The sequence below is a fragment of the Pseudomonas fakonensis genome, from assembly GCF_019139895.1.
In the GTDB taxonomy this organism is placed as follows: Bacteria; Pseudomonadota; Gammaproteobacteria; order Pseudomonadales; family Pseudomonadaceae; genus Aquipseudomonas; species Aquipseudomonas fakonensis.
In genome coordinates, this window is sequence record NZ_CP077076.1 from 4,600,075 (window position 1) to 4,618,300 (window position 18,226).

The 18,226-nt window shown below is 65.2% G+C and carries 16 protein-coding genes; 8 read left to right on the top strand and 8 right to left on the bottom strand.

Annotation, left to right across the window (positions count from 1 at the left end; translation table 11 throughout):
- Window positions 1-108: 108 nt before the first annotated feature.
- From KSS94_RS20210 to KSS94_RS20225, 4 genes are all read right to left on the bottom strand, one after another.
- Window positions 109-1,041 carry a D-2-hydroxyacid dehydrogenase gene (locus tag KSS94_RS20210; protein ID WP_217839841.1) on the bottom strand — a complete coding sequence of 311 codons (933 nt, stop codon included), beginning with the start codon at window positions 1,039-1,041 and terminating at the stop codon, window positions 109-111.
- A 75-nt stretch (window positions 1,042-1,116) separates the two neighbouring features.
- On the bottom strand, window positions 1,117-1,410 hold the full coding sequence (locus KSS94_RS20215) for a YcgL domain-containing protein (RefSeq protein WP_217839842.1): 294 nt from the start codon (window positions 1,408-1,410) through the stop codon (window positions 1,117-1,119).
- Window positions 1,407-2,540, bottom strand: a complete 1,134-nt coding sequence (gene rnd / locus KSS94_RS20220; protein ID WP_217839843.1) for a ribonuclease D — start codon at window positions 2,538-2,540, stop codon at window positions 1,407-1,409. Before rnd ends, KSS94_RS20215 begins: the two co-directional genes overlap by 4 nt.
- 227 nt (window positions 2,541-2,767) lie before the next feature.
- On the bottom strand, window positions 2,768-4,405 hold the full coding sequence (locus tag KSS94_RS20225; protein ID WP_217839844.1) for a phosphoethanolamine transferase: 1,638 nt from the start codon (window positions 4,403-4,405) through the stop codon (window positions 2,768-2,770).
- A gap of 264 nt (window positions 4,406-4,669) precedes the next feature.
- Between KSS94_RS20225 and KSS94_RS20230 the strand changes: the two genes are divergently transcribed.
- Entirely contained in the window at window positions 4,670-4,906 is a 237-nt protein-coding gene (locus KSS94_RS20230) for an HP1242/YdcH family protein (RefSeq protein ID WP_217839845.1), read from the top strand.
- Window positions 4,907-5,028: 122 nt separating this feature from the next.
- Here KSS94_RS20230 and KSS94_RS20235 read toward each other — a convergent pair whose 3' ends face one another.
- Window positions 5,029-6,198 (bottom strand): trans-sulfuration enzyme family protein, encoded by a 1,170-nt coding sequence (locus KSS94_RS20235; protein WP_217839846.1) that lies wholly within the window; start codon window positions 6,196-6,198, stop codon window positions 5,029-5,031.
- 165 nt (window positions 6,199-6,363) lie between these two features.
- Here KSS94_RS20235 and KSS94_RS20240 point away from each other — a divergent pair, with 165 nt between their 5' ends.
- Window positions 6,364-6,822: an Lrp/AsnC family transcriptional regulator gene (locus KSS94_RS20240; RefSeq protein WP_217839847.1), complete on the top strand. Its 459-nt coding sequence runs from the start codon at window positions 6,364-6,366 to the stop codon at window positions 6,820-6,822.
- 200 nt (window positions 6,823-7,022) lie between these two features.
- Here the strand turns inward: KSS94_RS20240 and KSS94_RS20245 are convergent, their stop codons facing one another.
- Window positions 7,023-9,350, bottom strand: coding sequence for an FdhF/YdeP family oxidoreductase (locus KSS94_RS20245; RefSeq protein ID WP_217839848.1), 2,328 nt, complete (start codon window positions 9,348-9,350; stop codon window positions 7,023-7,025).
- Window positions 9,351-9,663: 313 nt separating this feature from the next.
- On the opposite strand from KSS94_RS20245, the gene moaA reads away from it, so the two are divergent.
- Both moaA and KSS94_RS20255 read left to right on the top strand, forming a co-directional pair.
- Window positions 9,664-10,665: a GTP 3',8-cyclase MoaA gene (moaA, locus tag KSS94_RS20250; protein WP_217839849.1), complete on the top strand. Its 1,002-nt coding sequence runs from the start codon at window positions 9,664-9,666 to the stop codon at window positions 10,663-10,665.
- Between the two features lie 21 nt (window positions 10,666-10,686).
- A complete protein-coding gene (locus KSS94_RS20255; RefSeq protein ID WP_217839850.1) occupies window positions 10,687-11,574 on the top strand; it encodes a bestrophin family protein in 888 nt (295 codons plus the stop codon).
- A 195-nt stretch (window positions 11,575-11,769) separates the two neighbouring features.
- On the opposite strand, the gene moaB is transcribed toward KSS94_RS20255, so the two are convergent.
- Window positions 11,770-12,309, bottom strand: a complete 540-nt coding sequence (gene moaB / locus KSS94_RS20260; RefSeq protein WP_217839851.1) for a molybdenum cofactor biosynthesis protein B — start codon at window positions 12,307-12,309, stop codon at window positions 11,770-11,772.
- 260 nt (window positions 12,310-12,569) lie between these two features.
- Between moaB and KSS94_RS20265 the strand changes: the two genes are divergently transcribed.
- Window positions 12,570-13,457, top strand: coding sequence for a LysR family transcriptional regulator (locus KSS94_RS20265; protein WP_217839852.1), 888 nt, complete (start codon window positions 12,570-12,572; stop codon window positions 13,455-13,457).
- On the opposite strand, the gene KSS94_RS20270 is transcribed toward KSS94_RS20265, so the two are convergent.
- Window positions 13,445-14,224 (bottom strand): AraC family transcriptional regulator, encoded by a 780-nt coding sequence (locus KSS94_RS20270; RefSeq protein ID WP_217839853.1) that lies wholly within the window; start codon window positions 14,222-14,224, stop codon window positions 13,445-13,447. The genes KSS94_RS20265 and KSS94_RS20270 overlap by 13 nt on opposite strands.
- A gap of 364 nt (window positions 14,225-14,588) precedes the next feature.
- On the opposite strand from KSS94_RS20270, the gene KSS94_RS20275 reads away from it, so the two are divergent.
- From KSS94_RS20275 to KSS94_RS20285, 3 genes are all read left to right on the top strand, one after another.
- Window positions 14,589-16,205 (top strand): APC family permease, encoded by a 1,617-nt coding sequence (locus KSS94_RS20275; protein WP_217839854.1) that lies wholly within the window; start codon window positions 14,589-14,591, stop codon window positions 16,203-16,205.
- 87 nt (window positions 16,206-16,292) lie between these two features.
- Window positions 16,293-17,219: a 4-hydroxyproline epimerase gene (locus KSS94_RS20280; RefSeq protein ID WP_217839855.1), complete on the top strand. Its 927-nt coding sequence runs from the start codon at window positions 16,293-16,295 to the stop codon at window positions 17,217-17,219.
- Between the two features lie 39 nt (window positions 17,220-17,258).
- On the top strand, window positions 17,259-18,206 hold the full coding sequence (locus KSS94_RS20285; protein WP_217839856.1) for a dihydrodipicolinate synthase family protein: 948 nt from the start codon (window positions 17,259-17,261) through the stop codon (window positions 18,204-18,206).
- The last annotated feature ends 20 nt before the right edge of the window (window positions 18,207-18,226 follow it).

An 18,226-nucleotide genomic window follows, 5' to 3' on the forward strand; every position in this document is an offset into this window, starting at 1 on the left:
TGTTGTGCCTGTACTGGCCCTATCGCCGGCAAGCCGGCTCCTACAGGATTACCTGTAACCTGTAGGAGCCGGCTTGCCGGCGATAGGGCCAGTACAGTTAATAAAGGCTCAATAGCCCCGGGCGAAATCCACCTCGCCACGCATCCCCTGCCCCGCCGCATACGCCCGCACATTCTCGACAAACAACCGCACCATCGCCGCAGGCGAGGTGGGCGCCGAGCTGTGCCCGGTCAGCAGCAAGCCCCAGGCGGTCCAGAACGGATGGCGCTGGGGCAGCGGCTCCTGGCGGCACACATCGATCACCGCACCGGCCAGGTGGCCCTGCTTGAGCGCCTCGACCAGGTCGGCATCGACCACCGCCGCGCCGCGCCCGGCATTGATGAACAGCGCGCCAGGCTGGAAGCACTGGAACAGCGCCGCATCGTACAGGTCGTGGGTGGCTGGGGTATCGGGCAGCAGGTTCAGCACGTAGTCCACCTGCGCCACCATGCGCGGCAGCTGGTCGAGCCCGGCCACCTCGGCGAACGGCGCCTGCTCGCGGGCACTGCTGGCCACGCCATACAGCGTCACGCCAAACGGCACGAGAAACTCGGCAACCCGCTGGCCGATATCGCCGGTGCCGACGATCAGTACCCGGCGGCCCTCCAACGTGCGCCCGGGGCGGTCGTCCCAGCGCCGCTCCACCTGGCTGACCAGGCGCGACAGCACTTCGCGCTCGTGCACCAGCATGTAGGTGAGCATGTACTCGGCCATCACCTGGCCGAAGATGCCCACGGCGCGGGTCAGGCGGTAATCACGCGGCAGGCCGTCGGCCAGCAGCGGGGTGATGCCGGCCCAGGTTGACTGCATCCAGCCGGGCTTGTGGCCCTGGCGCAGCAGGCTGGCCAGCAGGTCCGGCTGGCCCAGCCATACCGGGCAGTCGGGGGCGAAACGCGCCAGCTCGGCGGAATCGCCACTGGTCAGGACCTCCAGGTCCGGTGCCGCCTCGCCTAGCAGGCGGGCGTAGTTGGCATGATCCTGTTCAGCGATCAGAACGCGCATGTAAAACACAACCTTGGCAGACAACGAACGCGGCCCGCCAGGCGGGCCGCTGTACAAAACGCGATGGCGCCCGGCTCAGACCGGGTCGTTGCGGCGCAGCAGCTCTTCGGGCAGGTGCTCGATGTACTCGTCTTCCAGCGGCGGCATCTGCAGGTGGTAGCCCTGGTTGTCGAGGTTCTCCAGCACCTTGGCGATGTCTTCGCGCGCCAGCTTGCGCTCGGGGGTCAGCACCAGGTCAAAGGCGTGCACCGGGGTGCCGAAGACCGGCAACAGCCCCTCGGGCACGCGCTCCAGGCCTTCGGCCTTGAGCACGTACAGGTACATTTCGTTCTTGCGCGGGCTCTTGTAGATCGAGCAGATACGTTTCATGGCTTGTCTCCGGCACCCGCCAAATCATCCAGCAGGGCCTGGCCCATGCGCTCACGGCGCCAGCCGCGCAACGCATCGGGCAGTTGATAGGGGCCGTCGGGGTAGCCGCTTTTAAGCAGCGCTTCGAGGGCTTTCTTGCGCAGCATAAGCTCCGGGGCAATCTGCAGGCGCTCGCCTTCGGCCTGGCCAATGGCACGCAGGCGCTTGAGAATGCCGGCGGCTTCGATCGGCAGCGGCTCGGGCAAAGCCTGCGGCCATTGCTCGGCGGGCTGGCTGCCAGCACGCTTGATCAGCTCGATGAGGAACTGGCCGTCCTGGCGGATGGTGCGCGGGTGCATCTCGTCGATTTTTGCCAGTGCCGACAGGTTGTCGGGCTGGGACTTGGCCATCGGCCACAGCGAGTGTTCCTTCAGAATACGGTTGCGTGGCACGTCGCGGTTGCGCGCTTCACGCTCGCGCCAGGCACACAGCTCGCGCAATACAGCCAGTTGTTGGCGCGACAGCTTCCAGGCCAGCTTCACCTCGCGGTACAGCGTCTGCGGGTCGACCTCGCGGCGCATCGCAGCCACCAGCTCTGCGCCGTCCTCCAGCACCCAGGCATACTTGTCATCGCTCAGGCGCGGGCGCAAGGCGGTGAACAGCTCGGCCAGGTGCACGGCATCTTCGGCGGCGTAGCTGACCTGGGTCTCGGACAGCGGGCGCTGCAGCCAGTCGGAGCGGGTTTCGCCCTTGGGCAGTTCGAGCCCCAGCACCTCTTGCACCAGGCGCGAGTAGCCCATGGAGAAGCCGATGTTCAGGTAGCCGGCGGCCAGTTGGGTGTCGAACAGCGGCTGCGGCAGCTTGCCGGTCAGGCGCAGCAGCACTTCGAGGTCTTCGCTGCAGGCGTGCAGCACCTTGACCACGCCGCTGTCTTCGAGCAGCGCGGCCAGGGGTTGCCAGTTGCGGATCAACAGCGGGTCGATGAGGAAGGCGCGCTTGCCGTCGCCGATCTGGATCAGGCCCGCCTTGGGGTAGAAGGTGTCGACCCGCATGAATTCGGTGTCGAGTGCTACATAGGGCAGTTCGCGCCAGGCTTGGCAGTGTTCGGCCAGGGTCTGGTCGTCACGGATCCAGTGAATTTCGATGGCCACGAGGCTCTCCCACTAACATTGGCGCGCAGTATATACGGCGCGGGCCTTGGGGGTGAAACCTCGCGCCATCCGTGGTGCCGGGCGGTTGCGAAAGCGCCCGGCGGGTCCTCACCGCACCTGTAGGAGCCGGCTTGCCGGCGATAGGCCCTTGCAGGCATCCGCTGGCACCGGCTGCGCCGGTGATCGCCGGCAAGCCGGCTCCTACAGGGTTCGGCGCAAGACGTTGTTCAGCGACCCGCCGCCAGCCATGGCCGGCAGCTGGCGAACATGTCCAGCGACTGCTGGTACACGCTGGTGCGCACCTGCAGCAGGCCCAGCATCGAGTGGAACAGGTTGTCCTGGGACAGCGGCGCGTCGCGCAGCTTGGCCATGCATTCGGTGTCCACACCAAAGTCCTTCTGGTAGCTGTCGGAGAACCAGGCCACCATCGGCACGTGCTTCTGCTGGTCCGGGGCGATGGCGTACGGGGTGCCGTGCAGGTACAGGTTGTACTCGCCCAGCGACTCGCCGTGGTCGGACAGGTAGAGCATGGCGGTGTCGACCTTGTCCTGCTTGCTGCGCAGGGTGTCGATCAGCGACGACAGCACGTTGTCGGTGTAGGCCAAGGTGTTGTCGTAGCCGTTGATGATCTCGTCGCGGCTGCACTGGTTAAGCGCATTGCTGCGGCACACCGGCTGGAACGGCTCCTGGCCTTTGGGGTAGCGCTTGAAGTACTCCGGGCCGTGGCTGCCCATCTGGTGCAGCACCAGCACGGTATCCTTGTCGAGGTTGTCGATCAGCTCGCCCAGGCCCTGCAGCAGGATCTCGTCATGGCATTCGCCGCTGGCGCACAGTGCCGGGTCCTTGAGGTTGCTCACGTCGATGAACTGCACGCGGTCGCAGGTGCCCTTGCAGCCGGACTGGTTGTCGCGCCACTGCACGCTGAGGCCGGCGCGCTGGAGGATGTCCAACAGGCCTTCGCGGTTCTTCGCCACCCGCGCGTCGTAGTCCTTGCGGCCCATGCCGGAGAACATGCACGGCACCGACACGGCGGTTTCGGTGCCGCACGAGTGCACGTCACTAAAACTCAGCAGGCCCTGCTGCTTGGCCAGTTTCGGCGTGGTGTCACGCTTGTAGCCGAGCAAGCCGAAGTTCTCGGCCCGGGCACTTTCGCCCACTACCAGCACGGTCAGCGACTTCCGCTGGTGGTGCTGCCAGGCGGCATCGCGACGGGCATCTTCGCCATAAGCCTGGAACGGCCGGGCAGCGGTGCCGACCTGCTCGCTGACATAACCGATGGAGGCGCCGACGATATTGCTTGGGGTGAGCATCAGGCGCAGTTCGTGGTGGTTGCGAAACAGCGACGACAACCCCTGGTAGTTGACCAGCGCCACCGAGCCCAATGCCGCCACGCAAGCACCGCTGACCACCAGTTTGCCCAGCAGTTCGCGGTGCCAGGGGCGGTAGGCGATGTGCGCTTTCCACACCGCCAGCGAGGGCAATATGCCCAGCAGCACGATATAAAGCGCAAACTTGATCGACAACAAGTCACGCACTTCCGAAACATTGGTTTCGGCGACATTGCGGAACATGCCGGCGTCAATAAGCACGCCATATTGATTCATGAAATAAGCGACACTGGCGCCACTCATGAACAAGATGATCAATACCGGCTTCAATACATAACGAAACGCCAACAGCGTCAGTATCAAGTTGAATGCGAACAGCATCAGCACGGCGAATGCCAGGCCCAGCCACAGCCCCACCATGCCGGGCGGCAGGATGCTCTCCAGGTGCCCCCAAAGAAAGGTGTTGAGGCCAATCAACAGGTAAAGGCTGGCCAACAGCGTGACCCATTCAGTCCGCAGGGATTTGACTTTCAACATTGGCATTCGCACGTAGAGTTCATGAGCGGCCAGGGGCAACAGGGGCACCCTGGAAAGTTGGCCGAACTCTAGAAAGCCTAGCATCAATTTTTTGTGAAAAACTTGGTAACAATTGGTGCGGATGCAGTTTTCATCCGTTAAACAGTTTTCATTCAGCGATTATTCAGCCAGGCCCGTCATGGCAGCCTGGCTTTTCGCAGCGGCGCAAAGGGGGCTATTCTCATGGCTCAGGCCCTTTCGCCAACCCCAGACAGAGGTGAAGAAATGCCAGTTCCGCACGATTTGCTCGCAGACCTGCACATTACCGCTGAGAATTTCCAGGCACTGATCGACAAGGACCAGGACCTGCACAAGCTGCACAAGGAATACAACGCCAAGGACAAGGAGGTGCTGGCCGCCGAAGGCAACGGCACCAGCGATGAGGCCGTCAACAAGCTGCGCAAGGAGCGGCTGCTGCTCAAGGACAAGATCGAACGGATCATCCACCCGCCCAAGCCCTGAATCGTATTCCGTAGGGGGCCGCTGCGCGGCCCATCGCGACACAAGGCCGCGCCCACAGAAATGCGCACACTCCTGTGGGAGCGGCCTTGTGTCGCGATGGGCTGCGCAGCAGCCCCAGAAGATCAAATGCCAGCAGATGCCTTCAGCGCTGCATCCAGGTCTTCGATCAGGTCGCGGTAATCCTCGATCCCCACCGACAACCGCAGCAGGTTCTCGCTGATGCCCATCTCGCCCTTCTGCGCCGGGCTCAACGAGTTGTGCGACATGGTCCAGGAGTGGTTGATCATGCTCTCCACCCCGCCCAGCGAATCGGCCAGTACGAAGATCTGCAACGCCTCCACCAACCGGTTGACCGCAGCCCGGTCGCCCTTGATGCGCAGTGCCACCACCGCACCGCCGGTGCGCATCTGGCGCTTGCACAGTTCATGTTGCGGGTGGCTCGGCAGGCCCGGGTAGAACACCTGCTCCACCTGCGGGTGGTCTTCCAGGTACTCGGCGATGCGCAAGGCGTTGGCGCTCTGGCGTTCCATGCGCACATCCAGCGTCTTCAACCCGCGCAGCGCCAGGTAGCAATCGAACGGCCCCTGGATGGCCCCCACCGCCATGCTGATGTGGCGCAGGCGCTTGAGCAACTGTTCATTGGCCGCCACCACCACGCCGCCAGTCAGGTCGGAGTGGCCGCCGATGTACTTGCTCGCCGAGTGCATTACCAGATCTACGCCCAGGGTGATCGGCTGCTGGTTCCACGGCGAGCAGAAGGTGTTGTCGATGCAAGTCAGGATGCCGCGCTCGCGGGCCAGCGTGCACAGCGCCTTGATGTCCACCAGATGCAGCAACGGGTTGGTCGGCGACTCGATCCAGATCAGTTGCGTTTCAGGGCGGATGGCCGCCGCCACGGCGTCCAGGTCGTTGAGGTCGACGTAGGTGGTGGTCAGCCCCGAGGTGCGCGCGCGGTAGTCTTCCAACAGGCGGAAGGTACCGCCATAGACACCGTTCATCACCACCACATGGGCGTCCTTGTCGAGCAGTTCCAGCACCGTCGAGGTGGCGTTCACCCCCGAGGCGCAAGCCACCGCGCCAACGCCTTCTTCCAGCGCGGCCACGCAGGTTTCGTAGGCGTGGCGGGTGGGGTTGCTGACGCGGCTGTAGGCGTATTCGGGGTGGTCGTCCAGGCCGCGCTTGATGAACGAGCTGGAGGTGACGATGGCCGGGAAGATGGCGTTGTCGGCAACGCTGGACTGCTCGCCGGCGTGGATGGTACGGGTGGCGAAATTGCGCGGCTTGTCGGACATGCTCGGGCTCGTGGCGTGTGGGGGAAAGGCGCCACTATCTCATATCCGCCTGCACCCGGCGCTGCGCGGAATGTTGTTGCCGTTACAGGCAGGTGATGTTTCCACCCATTACGGCAAACGGCTAACCTTGGGGTAACTTTTTCTCCTTTCGAGCCCGATTGCGCCATGGACAGTTTCGACCAGCACATCCTAACCCTGCTCCAGCGCGATGCCTCGATGTCGCTCAAGGACCTGGCCGAAGCGGTCAACCTGTCGACCACCCCGTGCTGGAAGCGGGTCAAGCGCCTGGAAGAGGACGGCTACATCCGCAGCCGCGTCGCGTTGCTCGACCCCGAGCGCCTGGGCCTGGGCCTGACGGTGTTCGTCCAGCTCAAGACCCAGCGCCACGACAGCGCATGGCTGGCGCAATTCGCCGCCACGGTGACGGCGTTCGAGGAGGTGATGGAGGTGTACCGCATGTCTGGCGACTGGGACTACATGCTGCGGGTGGTGGTGGGCGACATCAAGGCTTACGACCACTTCTACAAGAAGCTCATCACCAGCACCGACGGGTTGTCCAACATCACCTCGAGCTTTGCCATGGAGCAGATGAAATACACCACGGCGTTTCCGGTGAGCCGGTGACGGTTCAAGTCAGCTTCTGGAGGGACAGCAAGGCTCGAAGCTTATGCAATCCATGTGGGAAGCGGCCTTGTGTCGCGATGGGCTGCAAGGCAGCCCCAGGATCTGGGCCTCATTCAGGATTGCTGGGGCTGCTCTGCAGCCCATCGCTTCACAAGGCCGCTCCCACAGGGGCCGAATGATGCTGAAAAACAATCAGGCCATCAATCCGCTGCAGCCGCCGCAATACGGTTACCCGCCTGCGCCTTCACCACCTTGATCGCCACGAACTTCGAGGTCGGCGTGTAGGTGCCATCGCCGTAGCTTTCCAGCGGCACCAGCGGGTTGGTCTCGGGGTAATAGGCCGCCGCCTGGCCCTGCGGTACGTCATAGGCCACCAGGCGGAAGCCCGACACCCGGCGCTCCACGCCATCCTCCCACAGCGACACCAGGTCCACCTGCTCGCCCGGCTCGAAGCCCAGGCGGCGGATGTCGGCCGCGTTGACGAACACCACCTCGCGCAGGCCGAACACCCCGCGGTAGCGGTCGTCCAGGCCATACAAGGTGGTGTTGTACTGGTCGTGCGAACGCAGGGTCTGCAGGATCAGGTCAGGCTTGTCGCCACGGGCCAGCACCTTGGCGTTGACCAGTTGCTCGGGCAACGGGCTGGGGCTGAAACGGGCCTTGCCGGTGCTGGTGCGGAAGTTGCGCTCGGCAGCGTTGTTGCCCAGGTGGAAGCCACCCGGCGACTGCAGGCGCTCGTTGAAGTCGGTAAAGCCCGGGATCACGTCGGCGATCATGCTGCGGATGCGCCCGTAGTCGGCAACCGCGTACTCCCAGTCGATCGGCGTGTCGCCCAGCACGGCCTTGGCCATGCCGGCGACGATCGCAGGCTCCGAGCGCAGGTGCGGCGAGCGCGGTTTGAGCTGGCCGTGGGAGATATGCACCATGCTGAAGGTGTCCTCCACGGTCACGCCCTGTGGCCCTTCGGCCTGCAGGTCGATCTCGGTGCGGCCCAGGCACGGCAGAATCAAGGCATCGCGCCCGGTCACCAGGTGCGAGCGGTTGAGCTTGGTGGAAATCTGCACGGTCAGCGCGCAGTTGCGCAGCGCCGCATGGGTGCGCGGGGTGTCCGGGGTAGCCTGGGCGAAGTTGCCGCCCAGGGCGACGAACACCTTGGCCCGGCCCTCCTCCATGGCCTTGATCGCCAGCACGGCATTGTGGCCGTGGGCGCGCGGCACCTTGAACTGAAAGCGTTTTTCCAGGGCATCGAGCAGCACTGCCTTGGGCTTTTCGTCGATGCCCATGGTGCGGTCGCCCTGCACATTGCTGTGGCCGCGTACCGGCGAAAGCCCCGCACCCGGCTTGCCGACGTTGCCGCGCAGCAGCTGCAGGTTGACGATTTCCTGCACGGTCGGCACCGAATGGCGGTGCTGGGTGACGCCCATGGCCCAGCACATGATCACCCGTTCGGCCTTGCGGTACATGCGCGCGGCCAGCTCGATCTCGGCCTTGCTCAGCCCGGACTGCTCGACGATATGCTCCCACGGGGTGGCATCGACGACTTCAAGATAAGCCTCGACCCCGCTGGTGTGCTCGGCGATGAAGGCGTGGTCGAACACTGCCGGTTCGTCGTTAAGCTGCGCCTCGCGCTCCCACTGCAGCAAAAACTTGGCGATGCCGCGCATGGCCGCCATGTCGCCGCCCAGGGCCGGGCGGAAGTAGGCATTGGTGGTCGGCTCGGAGCCGTTGCTGAGCATCTCCAGCGGGTGCTGCGGGTGCTGAAAGCGCTCCAGGCCACGCTCCTTGAGCGGGTTGAAGCACACCACCTGGGCCCCGCGCTTGACCGCTTCGCGCAGCGGTTCGAGCATGCGCGGGTGGTTGGTGCCAGGGTTCTGGCCAATCACGAAGATCGCGTCAGCCAGCTCCAGGTCATGGAACACCACGGTGCCCTTGCCCACCCCGAGGGTTTCCGACATGCCGGCGCCACTGGCCTCATGGCACATGTTCGAGCAGTCGGGGAAATTGTTGGTGCCATAGGCACGCACGAACAGCTGGTAGAGGAACGCCGCCTCGTTGCTGGCCCGGCCCGAGGTATAGAACTCGGCCTGGTCGGGGGATTCAAGTGCGTTCAGGTGCTGGCCGATCAGGGCGAAGGCCTCTTCCCAACTGGTTTCGACGTAATGGTCGGTGGCCGCGTCGTAGCGCATCGGGTGGGTCAGGCGGCCTTGATATTCCAGCCAGTAGTCGGTCTGCTCGCGCAGCGCACTGACGCTGTACTTGGCGAAGAACGCCGGGTCCACCGAACGGCCGGTGGCTTCCCAGTTGACCGCCTTGGCGCCGTTTTCGCAGAACTTGACCATGTCGCTTTCCGGCGACTCGCCCCAGGCGCAGCCGGGGCAGTCGAAGCCGCCGTTCTGGTTGGTCTTGAGCATGGCCCGCAGGTTCTTGAAGGCGTTCTCGCTGCCCAGCCAGCTCTTGGTCACGCTTTTCAGCGCGCCCCAGCCGGCGGCCGGCCCCTTGTAGTCCCTGATGTGTTGGTCCTGGCTCATGCGGTCGATCCTCACGCGGGCATTTGAAAGATGCGGCAGGTCCCGTGGCCTGCTGCTTGCTTCCAGCCTATTGAGGGGGGGTGGGGGCGTCCAATCGAAATGTCTTACGCTGTGATAGGTGCTGTCGATCATGCTGTGATGCAGGCCCTGTCTGGCCTCTCGCGGGGCAAGCGCGCTCACCCGCAAGCTGTATGGTTCGGGGCCCGAAACCGTGATAGAGGCTGTCGATCAAGCGGTCAGGCAAAGCAATTTGACGCTACTGGCCACCGGCGTTAGCTTGGATCGCATAGCCCTTTTTCCTTCGAGCGCACCTGTGCAACAGCCCCCGGCCCTGATCGACGGTTTCAATCGCAAAGTCGACTACCTGCGGATGTCGGTCACCGACCGCTGTGACTTCCGTTGCGTCTATTGCATGGCCGAAGACATGCAGTTCCTGCCGCGCCAGCAGATCCTCAGCCTCGAGGAGCTGTACCAGGTGGCCGAGCGCTTCGTCGCCCTGGGCACCCGCAAGATCCGCCTGACCGGCGGCGAGCCGCTGGTACGCCAGGGTATCGTCGGCCTGTGCCAACGCATCGCCGCCCTGCCTGGCCTGCGCGAACTGTGCCTGACCAGCAACGGCTCGCAGCTCGGCCGCCTGGCCCAGCCGCTGTTCGATGCCGGCGTCACCCGCCTGAACATCAGCCTCGACAGCCTCGACCCCGAGCGCTTTCGCGCCCTCACCCGCACCGGCGATTTGCAGCAAGTGATCAACGGCATCGACGCCGCCCGCGCCGCAGGTTTTCGCCGCACCAAGCTCAACGCGGTGGTGCTCAAGGGCCGCAACGACGACGAAATCGTCGACCTGGTACGTTTTGCCATCGACCGCGAGCTGGATATCTCGTTCATCGAAGAAATGCCCCTGGGGGTGATCAGCGAGCACCAGCGTGGCGAGTCGTACTGTTCCAGCGACGAGGTGCGCGAGCGCCTGGCCGCGCACTTCACCCTGGTCGAGTCGGCCGAATCGTCACAAGGCCCGGCCCGCTACTGGCGCCTGGCCGAGGCGCCGAATACCCGGGTCGGCTTCATTTCGCCCCACAGCCACAACTTCTGCGCCACCTGCAACCGCGTGCGCCTGACCGTCGAGGGCCGGCTGCTGCTGTGTCTGGGCAACGAGCACTCGGTGGACCTCAAGCAGGTGCTGCGCCAGCACCCCGGCGACAGCGCCCGGCTGGAAGCCGCCATCCGCGATGCCATGCAGCTCAAGCCCTACCGCCACCACTTCGAGGTGGGCGGCGAGGTGCAGATCCTGCGTTTCATGAACATGACCGGCGGCTGATAGCCCGCCTCTGGAACCGCCTTGATCGTCCACCCACGCCCCGACATGCTGCGCGTGCTGTTCACCCTCAAGGGTTCGATCGTCAAACGCATTGCCTTGCGCTGCCTGGCAGTGACCCTGCTGGCGGCGTTGATCGTGCTGGTGGAGCGGCACTACCCGGCGCTGTTCTACCCGGTCAGCGCCACGCCGTTCACCCTGCTGGGCCTGTCGCTGTCGATCTTCATGAGCTTTCGCAACAACGCCTGCTACGACCGCTGGTGGGAGGGCCGCAAGGCCTGGGGGCGGATGATCATCGAGGTGCGCTCGTTCACCCGCGAAAGCGTGGTGATTGCCGACCAGCAACTGCGCGCGTACTTGCTGCGCAGCCTGTGCGGTTTTGCCCATGCATTGAATGCGCGGCTGCGCAATGAAGATGAGCTACGCGCGGCCCGGCCGTGGCTGAACGAAGCCGACCGGGTAACCCCGCACAATGTCTGCGACGGTATTCTCCAGGCGGTCGGCGAGCACTGCGCACAACTGCCGGTCAGCGATTTGCGCTACACCCTGCTGGAGCAGCGCCTGACCGGCCTTGCCGACGTGCAGGCCACCTGCGAGCGGATCAAGGGCACACCGTTGCCCTTCCCCTACACCCTGCTGCTGCACCGCACCATCTACATCTTCTGCCTGCTGCTGCCGTTCGCCCTGGCCGAGCCGCTGGGCTGGCTGGCGCCGCTGTTCACCACCATCGTCAGCTACACCTTCTTTGGGCTGGATGCGATCGGCAACGAGCTGGAAGACCCGTTCGGGCGCGACGAGAACGACCTGCCCACCGATGCCCTGGTACGCACTATCGAGCGCGATGTACTGGCGGCGCTGGGGCATGCGCCGTTGCCGCCGGCGTTGCAGCCGGTGGAGCATGTGTTGAGCTGAGACCGCGATGATTTAACACGGTCTCTCTGTGGGAAGCGGCCTTGCCGGGGCGCCGTCCGGTCGAGATGGGACGCGAAGCGGCCCCAAGGCCTCGGCCTCATGCAAAATTGCCGGGGCTGCTGCGCAGCCCATCTCGACCGGACGGCGCCCCGGCGAGGCCGCTTCCCACAGGGATGGGTGATCTCCTACGAGGCCTCAACCGCGGCTTTCACACAGCCCGATGGGTTTGAGGTGCGCGACAAAATTGCACGGCCGGTGCCGGGCATCGAGCTGTTCGGCCAGAATCCCTTCCCACGCCGTGCGGCACGCCCCGGTGGAGCCGGGCAGGCAGCACACCAGGGTGCCGTTGGCCATGCCGGCCAGGGCCCGGCTCTGTACGGTCGAGGTGCCGATATCGAGGATCGACAACGCCCGGAACAGCTCGCCGAAACCATCGATACGCTTGTCCAGCAGGCAGTCCACCGCTTCCGGGGTGCTGTCGCGGCCGGTAAAGCCGGTACCGCCGGTGATCAGCACCACCTGCACCTGCTCGTCGGCAATCCAGGTGGCAACCTGGGCGCGAATCTTGTACAGGTCGTCCTTGAGCAGCTCGCGCGCCACCAGGCGGTGGCCCACGCCCACCGCGCGGGTGGCCAGCAGCTCGCCGGAGGTATCGGTGTCGTAGCTGCGGGTGTCGCTGACGGTCAGCACGGCGATGTTCAGCGGCACGAAGACCGCGTCGGGTTTGACGCTCACGGTGAAGCTCCTTGAATGGCAGTGTGGGCAACGCTAGAGCGGCGGCGGGTGGGCGTCCAATAGATATGGCGTACCGGGTGATCGACAGGCTTTATCGCCTGCCCGGGCCGCATCGCCGGCAAGCCGGCTCCTACAGGGCGCGCGGTCACCTGTAGGAGCCGGCTTGCCGGCGATGGGGCCAGTCGTGCCAGCATCCATTTGTGGCCATAACCCACCCCAGTTGGTTAAGGTCTCCCCATCCAGCACTTCCAGGCCAGCCCATGGACATCAAGCAGCTCAAGTTCCTCATCGCCCTCGACCAGACCCGCCACTTCGGCCAGGCTGCGGCGCTGTGCCATATCACCCAGCCGACGCTGTCCATGCGCCTGCGCAACCTGGAAGACGAACTGGACCTGGTGCTGGTCAAGCGCGGCCAGCGCTTCGAGGGTTTCACCGAGGCCGGCGAGCGCATCCTGGCCTGGGCCCGCACCCTGCTGGCCGCCCACGACGGCCTGCAGGCCGAGGCCGCCAGCTGCCGCGGCCAGGTGGTCGGCAGCCTGCGCCTGGGCACCGTGCCGCTGGCCAGCTTCAACCCCATGCACCTGCTGCTGCCGCTGCGCGAAAAATACCCCGAGCTGCAGTTTCAGCTGAGCTCCCACAGCACCGAGCAGATCATGGACGGCCTGAGCCGCAACCAGCTGGACCTGGGTATCTGCTACCTCGACCAGGTCAACGCCAACTTCTTCGAAGTGATCGAGCTGGGCACCACCACCATGGGCCTGCTGCATGACACCCGGCATTTCCAGTTCGAACACGACAGCTTGCGCTGGGAGGAGCTGGGGGACATCCCGCTGGGCCTGCTGAGCAAAGGCATGCACTACCGCCAGTCGCTGGACCTGAGCTTTCGCAGCCGCAGCCTCGAGCCCAACGCAGTGCTGGAAAGCGACTCGACCTTCCAGCTGATCCAGGCCATCAATACCGGCGTGTGCTGCGCCGTCATGCCGCTGGGCTGCGGCCTGGAAGGCCTGAGCGAACACACCCGCATCATCCCCATCGTCGATGCCAGCATCCACAGCCCAGTGGGCCTGCTGCTGCGCCGCAGCGAACCGCGCTCGGCGATTGCCGAGCAGTGCTTCAGCGAAGCGCGGGCGCTGTTTCAGCCCTCCTGAGCCGTGGCCTGGCGGTACTGGCGCGGGGTAAACCCGGTGAGCTGGCGGAACTGCCGGCTGAAGGCGCTGTGGTCGGTGTAACCGCAGCGCAGCGCCACCTCGGTGATCGGCAAATCCGAATGCAGCAGCCGGTGGGCGTGTTCCAGGCGCGCCTTGTGGATCATCTGCCGTGGCGTGAGGTGGAACACCCGCTTGCAGTAACGCTCCAGCTGCGCCACCGAAATGCCGGCGATGCGGGTCAGCTCGCCCATTGTGATGGGCTGGTGAAAGTGCCGGCGAATGTGCTCGTCGACCGCCGCCAGGCGCTGGTAGGCCGGGTGGGTATCGGCGGCTGACTGCAGGTCTACCGAGATGCCCACCAGGCCGATGATGTTGCCCGCAGGGTCATGCAAAGGGCGCTTGTGGGTCAGGCACCAGCCTGGTTCGCGGCTGCCGTACAGGTGCAGCTCGAGCTGGTCTTCCAGCACCAGCCCCTGTTCCAGCACGCGCCGGTCCTGCTCGGTATAGCCGGGGCCCAGGCGCGCCGGGAACACTTCGGCGCTGGTCTTGCCGAGCAAAGGCTGCAACTGCTTGAGGCCGCAGCGCTGCACCAGAGTACGGTTGGCCAGCACGTAGCGGGCCTGGGTGTCCTTGATGAAAATCGCGGCGTTGGCGATCACGTCGAGCATGGGCAGCAGCCAGACCACGCCGGCCAGCAGGGCCTCCAGCGATTCGGGGCGGTGCTGGTCGAGGGTCTGGTAGAGGGTTGCCAGGGGGGTGTCGGTCATCGTGTCGATCTCTGTTGGTTGTACCGGCCCTATCGCGGGGCAAGCCCGCTCCCACGCAAGGCTCTGTAGCACGGCACGTGGGAGCGGGCTTGCCCCGCGATAGGGCCGGTGGCACCCACACACCTCTACAGCCCTTGCAGCTACAGGCTTGCAGCCTACCCACCCGCCCCGATCAAACACCACTCCTTTCTGCAACTATGCCGATTTCGTCATCCACCTTGCAGAAAACCATCAAGAACCGATACCCCCGACCGGTCCACTCTATGCCCCACGCAAGCCGCCCCATACCTACAAGAGCGCGGCCGTAACAAGCCGCAACGTGACATCAGACCTGCCTATCCAAAACCTACAAAAAGGCGCACCCATGTCAGGCAAATTCAAGAAGCAATTGTCATTGCTGGACCTCACCTTCATCGGCCTCGGTGCCATCTTCGGCTCCGGCTGGCTGTTCGCCGCCAGCCACGTCTCGGCCATCGCCGGGCCGGCCGGCATTCTCTCCTGGTTCCTCGGCGGCTTCGCCGTGTTGCTGCTGGGCATCGTCTACTGCGAACTGGGCGCCGCCCTGCCGCGGGCCGGTGGCGTGGTGCGCTACCCGGTGTACTCCCACGGCCCGCTGCTGGGCTACCTGATGGGGTTCATCACCCTGATCGCGTTTTCCAGCCTGATCGCCATCGAGGTGGTCGCCTCGCGCCAATACGCCGCTGCCTGGTTCCCCGGGCTGACCAAGGCCGGCTCCAGCGACCCCACGGTGCTCGGCTGGCTGGTGCAGTTTGCCCTGCTGGGGTTGTTCTTCTTCCTCAACTACCGCAGCGTGAAAACCTTCGCCAAGGCCAACAACCTGGTCAGCGTGTTCAAGTTCATCGTGCCGCTGCTGGTGATCGGTGTGCTGTTCACCTTCTTCAAACCGGAAAACTTCGAGGTGCAGGGCTTTGCCCCGTTCGGCCTGTCCGGCGTTGAAATGGCAGTGTCGGCCGGCGGTATCATCTTCGCCTACCTGGGCCTGACGCCGATCATCTCGGTGGCCAGCGAGGTGAAGAACCCGCAACGCACCATCCCCATCGCTCTGATTCTGTCGGTGCTGCTGTCCACCGCCATCTACGCCCTGCTGCAACTGGCGTTCCTCGGCAGCGTGCCGACCGAAATGATCGCCAACGGCTGGGCCGGCATCTCCAAAGAGCTGGCGCTGCCCTACCGTGACATCGCCCTGGCCCTGGGCGTGGGCTGGCTGGCCTACCTGGTGGTGGCGGACGCGGTGATCTCGCCCAGCGGCTGCGGCAACATCTACATGAACGCCACCCCGCGGGTGATCTACGGCTGGGCGCAGACCGGCACCTTCTTCAAGTACTTCACCCGCATCGACGAGCAGTCCGGCATCCCGCGCCCGGCGCTGTGGCTGACCTTTGGCCTGTCGGTGTTCTGGACCCTGCCGTTCCCGTCGTGGGAGGCGCTGATCAACGTGGTTTCCGCCGCCCTGGTACTGAGCTACGCGGTGGCCCCGGTCAGCGTCGCCGCCCTGCGCCGCAACGCCCCCGGCATGCCGCGCCCGTTCCGGGTCAAGGGCATGAGCGTGCTCGGCCCGCTGTCGTTCATCATCGCCGCGCTGATCGTCTACTGGTCGGGCTGGAACACCGTGTCCTGGCTGCTGGCCCTGCAGATCGTGATGTTCGTGCTGTACCTGCTGTGCCGCCGCTTCGTGCCCACCGAGCATCTGTCGCTGGGCCAGCAGGTGCGCTCATCGGCCTGGCTGATCGGCTTCTACGCCATGACCATTCTGCTGTCGTGGTTGGGCAGCTTCGGCGGGCTGGGGGTGATCGGCCACCCGTTCGACACCGTGGTGGTGGCTGCTGCTGCCCTGGGCATCTACTACTGGGGCGCGGCCACCGGCGTGCCGGCGCACCTGGTGCGGCTGGATGGCGAGGATGAAAGCGAGGCCACTACACAAGCACTGGGCGGCCATCGCACTGGCGCACTGGCTTCTTGAGGGCTGATGGCCCTATCGCCGGCAAGCCGGCTCCTACAGGGGCCGCGCAGGCCTGATGAGCAACACCACAACGCAACGGACACGCCCATGAAACAGATCCACGTCATCGACTCACACACCGGCGGCGAACCCACCCGCCTGGTGATGAAGGGCTTCCCCGCCCTCAGCGGCCGGACCATGGCCGAACAACGCGACGAACTGCGCGAGCTGCACGACCACTGGCGCCGTGCCTGCCTGCTGGAGCCACGCGGCAACGATGTGCTGGTGGGCGCGCTGTACTGCCCGCCGGTGTCGGCCGAGGCCACCTGCGGGGTGATCTTCTTCAACAACGCCGGCTACCTGAACATGTGCGGCCACGGCACCATCGGCCTGGTCGCCTCGCTCCAGCACCTGGGCCTGATCGGCCCGGGCGAGCACCGCATCGACACCCCGGTCGGCCAGGTCAGCGCCACCCTGCACGATGACGGCGCCATCACCGTCGCCAATGTGCCGTCCTACCGCTACCGCCAGCAGGTGGCGGTGGACGTACCGGGCCATGGCGTGGTGCACGGCGACATCGCCTGGGGCGGCAACTGGTTCTTTCTGGTCAGCGAGCACGGCCAGCGCATCGAACTGGACAACCGCGAGGCCCTCACCGAATACACCTGGGCCATGCTCAAGGCCCTCGAAGCCCAGGGCATCACGGGTGAAAACGGCGGCCTGATCGACCACGTCGAGCTGTTCGCCGACGACCCGCACGCCGACAGCCGCAACTTCGTCATGTGCCCGGGCAAGGCCTACGACCGCTCGCCCTGCGGCACCGGCACCAGCGCCAAGCTGGCGTGCCTGGCCGCCGATGGCAAGCTCGGCGAAGGCCAGGTGTGGACCCAGGCCAGCATCACCGGCAGCCAGTTCCAGGGCCGCTTCGAGCGTATCGGCGAGCGTATTCGCCCGTTCATCACCGGCCGCGCCTACATGACCGCCGACAGCACCCTGCTGATCGACGAACAAGACCCTTTTGCCTGGGGCATCTGACCCCGCTTTTTCCGACTGAACATTGCCAGGAGTGACACCATGAACACCAACATATTCACCGGCACCATGCCCGCCCTGATGACCCCCTGCACCGCCGAGCGCAAGCCGGACTTCGACGCCCTGGTGCGCAAGGGCCGCGAACTGATCGAGGCCGGCATGAGCGCGGTGGTGTACTGCGGCTCGATGGGCGACTGGCCACTGCTGACCGAGGCCGAGCGCCAGGAAGGCGTGGCACGCCTGGTGGCGGCAGGCATCCCGACCATCGTCGGCACTGGCGCGGTGAACTCCCGCGAAGCGGTGGCCCATGCCGCCCACGCCGCCAAGGTCGGCGCCGCCGGCCTGATGGTGATCCCCCGCGTGCTCAGCCGCGGCGCCTCGCTGATTGCCCAGAAGCACCACTTCTCAGCCATTCTGGCTGCAGCGCCCAAACTGCCGGCGGTGATCTACAACAGCCCCTACTATGGCTTTGCCACCCGCGCCGACCTGTTCTTCGAGCTGCGCAGCCAGCACCCGAACCTGATCGGTTTCAAGGAGTTCGGCGGTGGTGCCGACCTGCGCTACGCCGCCGAGCACATCACCTCCAAGGATGACGACGTGACCCTGATGGTGGGCGTGGACACCCAGGTGGTGCACGGCTTCGTCAACTGCAACGCCACCGGCGCCATCACCGGCATCGGCAACGCCCTGCCGCGCGAAGTGCTGCAACTGGTGAGCCTGAGCAAGCAGGCGGCCAAGGGCGATGCCCGCGCCCGCCGCCTGGCCCGCGAGCTTGAGTCAGCACTGGCGGTGCTGTCGTCGTTCGATGAGGGTTGCGACCTGGTGCTGTACTACAAGCACCTGATGGTGCTCAACGGCGACACCGAGTACAGCCTGCACTTCAACGACACCGACGCCCTCACCGACGCCCAGCGCAACTACGCCGAGCAGCAGTACGCGCTGTTCCGCCAGTGGTACGCCAACTGGTCGGCCGAGCAGAACCTGGCCTGACCCCTGGGGCTGCCTTGCAG

Bases quoted from the DNA above. Each gene is read 5' to 3' on its own strand.
- KSS94_RS20215 (WP_217839842.1), bottom strand. From the start codon at position 1,410: ATGAAACGTATCTGCTCGATCTACAAGAGCCCGCGCAAGAACGAAATG.
- KSS94_RS20285 (WP_217839856.1), top strand. From the start codon at position 17,259: ATGAACACCAACATATTCACCGGCACCATGCCCGCCCTGATGACCCCC.
- KSS94_RS20240 (WP_217839847.1), top strand. From the start codon at position 6,364: ATGGACAGTTTCGACCAGCACATCCTAACCCTGCTCCAGCGCGATGCC.
- KSS94_RS20265 (WP_217839852.1), top strand. From the start codon at position 12,570: ATGGACATCAAGCAGCTCAAGTTCCTCATCGCCCTCGACCAGACCCGC.
- KSS94_RS20230 (WP_217839845.1), top strand. From the start codon at position 4,670: ATGCCAGTTCCGCACGATTTGCTCGCAGACCTGCACATTACCGCTGAG.
- KSS94_RS20275 (WP_217839854.1), top strand. From the start codon at position 14,589: ATGTCAGGCAAATTCAAGAAGCAATTGTCATTGCTGGACCTCACCTTC.
- KSS94_RS20225 (WP_217839844.1), bottom strand. From the start codon at position 4,405: ATGTTGAAAGTCAAATCCCTGCGGACTGAATGGGTCACGCTGTTGGCC.
- KSS94_RS20270 (WP_217839853.1), bottom strand. From the start codon at position 14,224: ATGACCGACACCCCCCTGGCAACCCTCTACCAGACCCTCGACCAGCAC.
- KSS94_RS20210 (WP_217839841.1), bottom strand. From the start codon at position 1,041: ATGCGCGTTCTGATCGCTGAACAGGATCATGCCAACTACGCCCGCCTG.
- KSS94_RS20235 (WP_217839846.1), bottom strand. From the start codon at position 6,198: ATGTCCGACAAGCCGCGCAATTTCGCCACCCGTACCATCCACGCCGGC.
- KSS94_RS20280 (WP_217839855.1), top strand. From the start codon at position 16,293: ATGAAACAGATCCACGTCATCGACTCACACACCGGCGGCGAACCCACC.
- KSS94_RS20245 (WP_217839848.1), bottom strand. From the start codon at position 9,350: ATGAGCCAGGACCAACACATCAGGGACTACAAGGGGCCGGCCGCCGGC.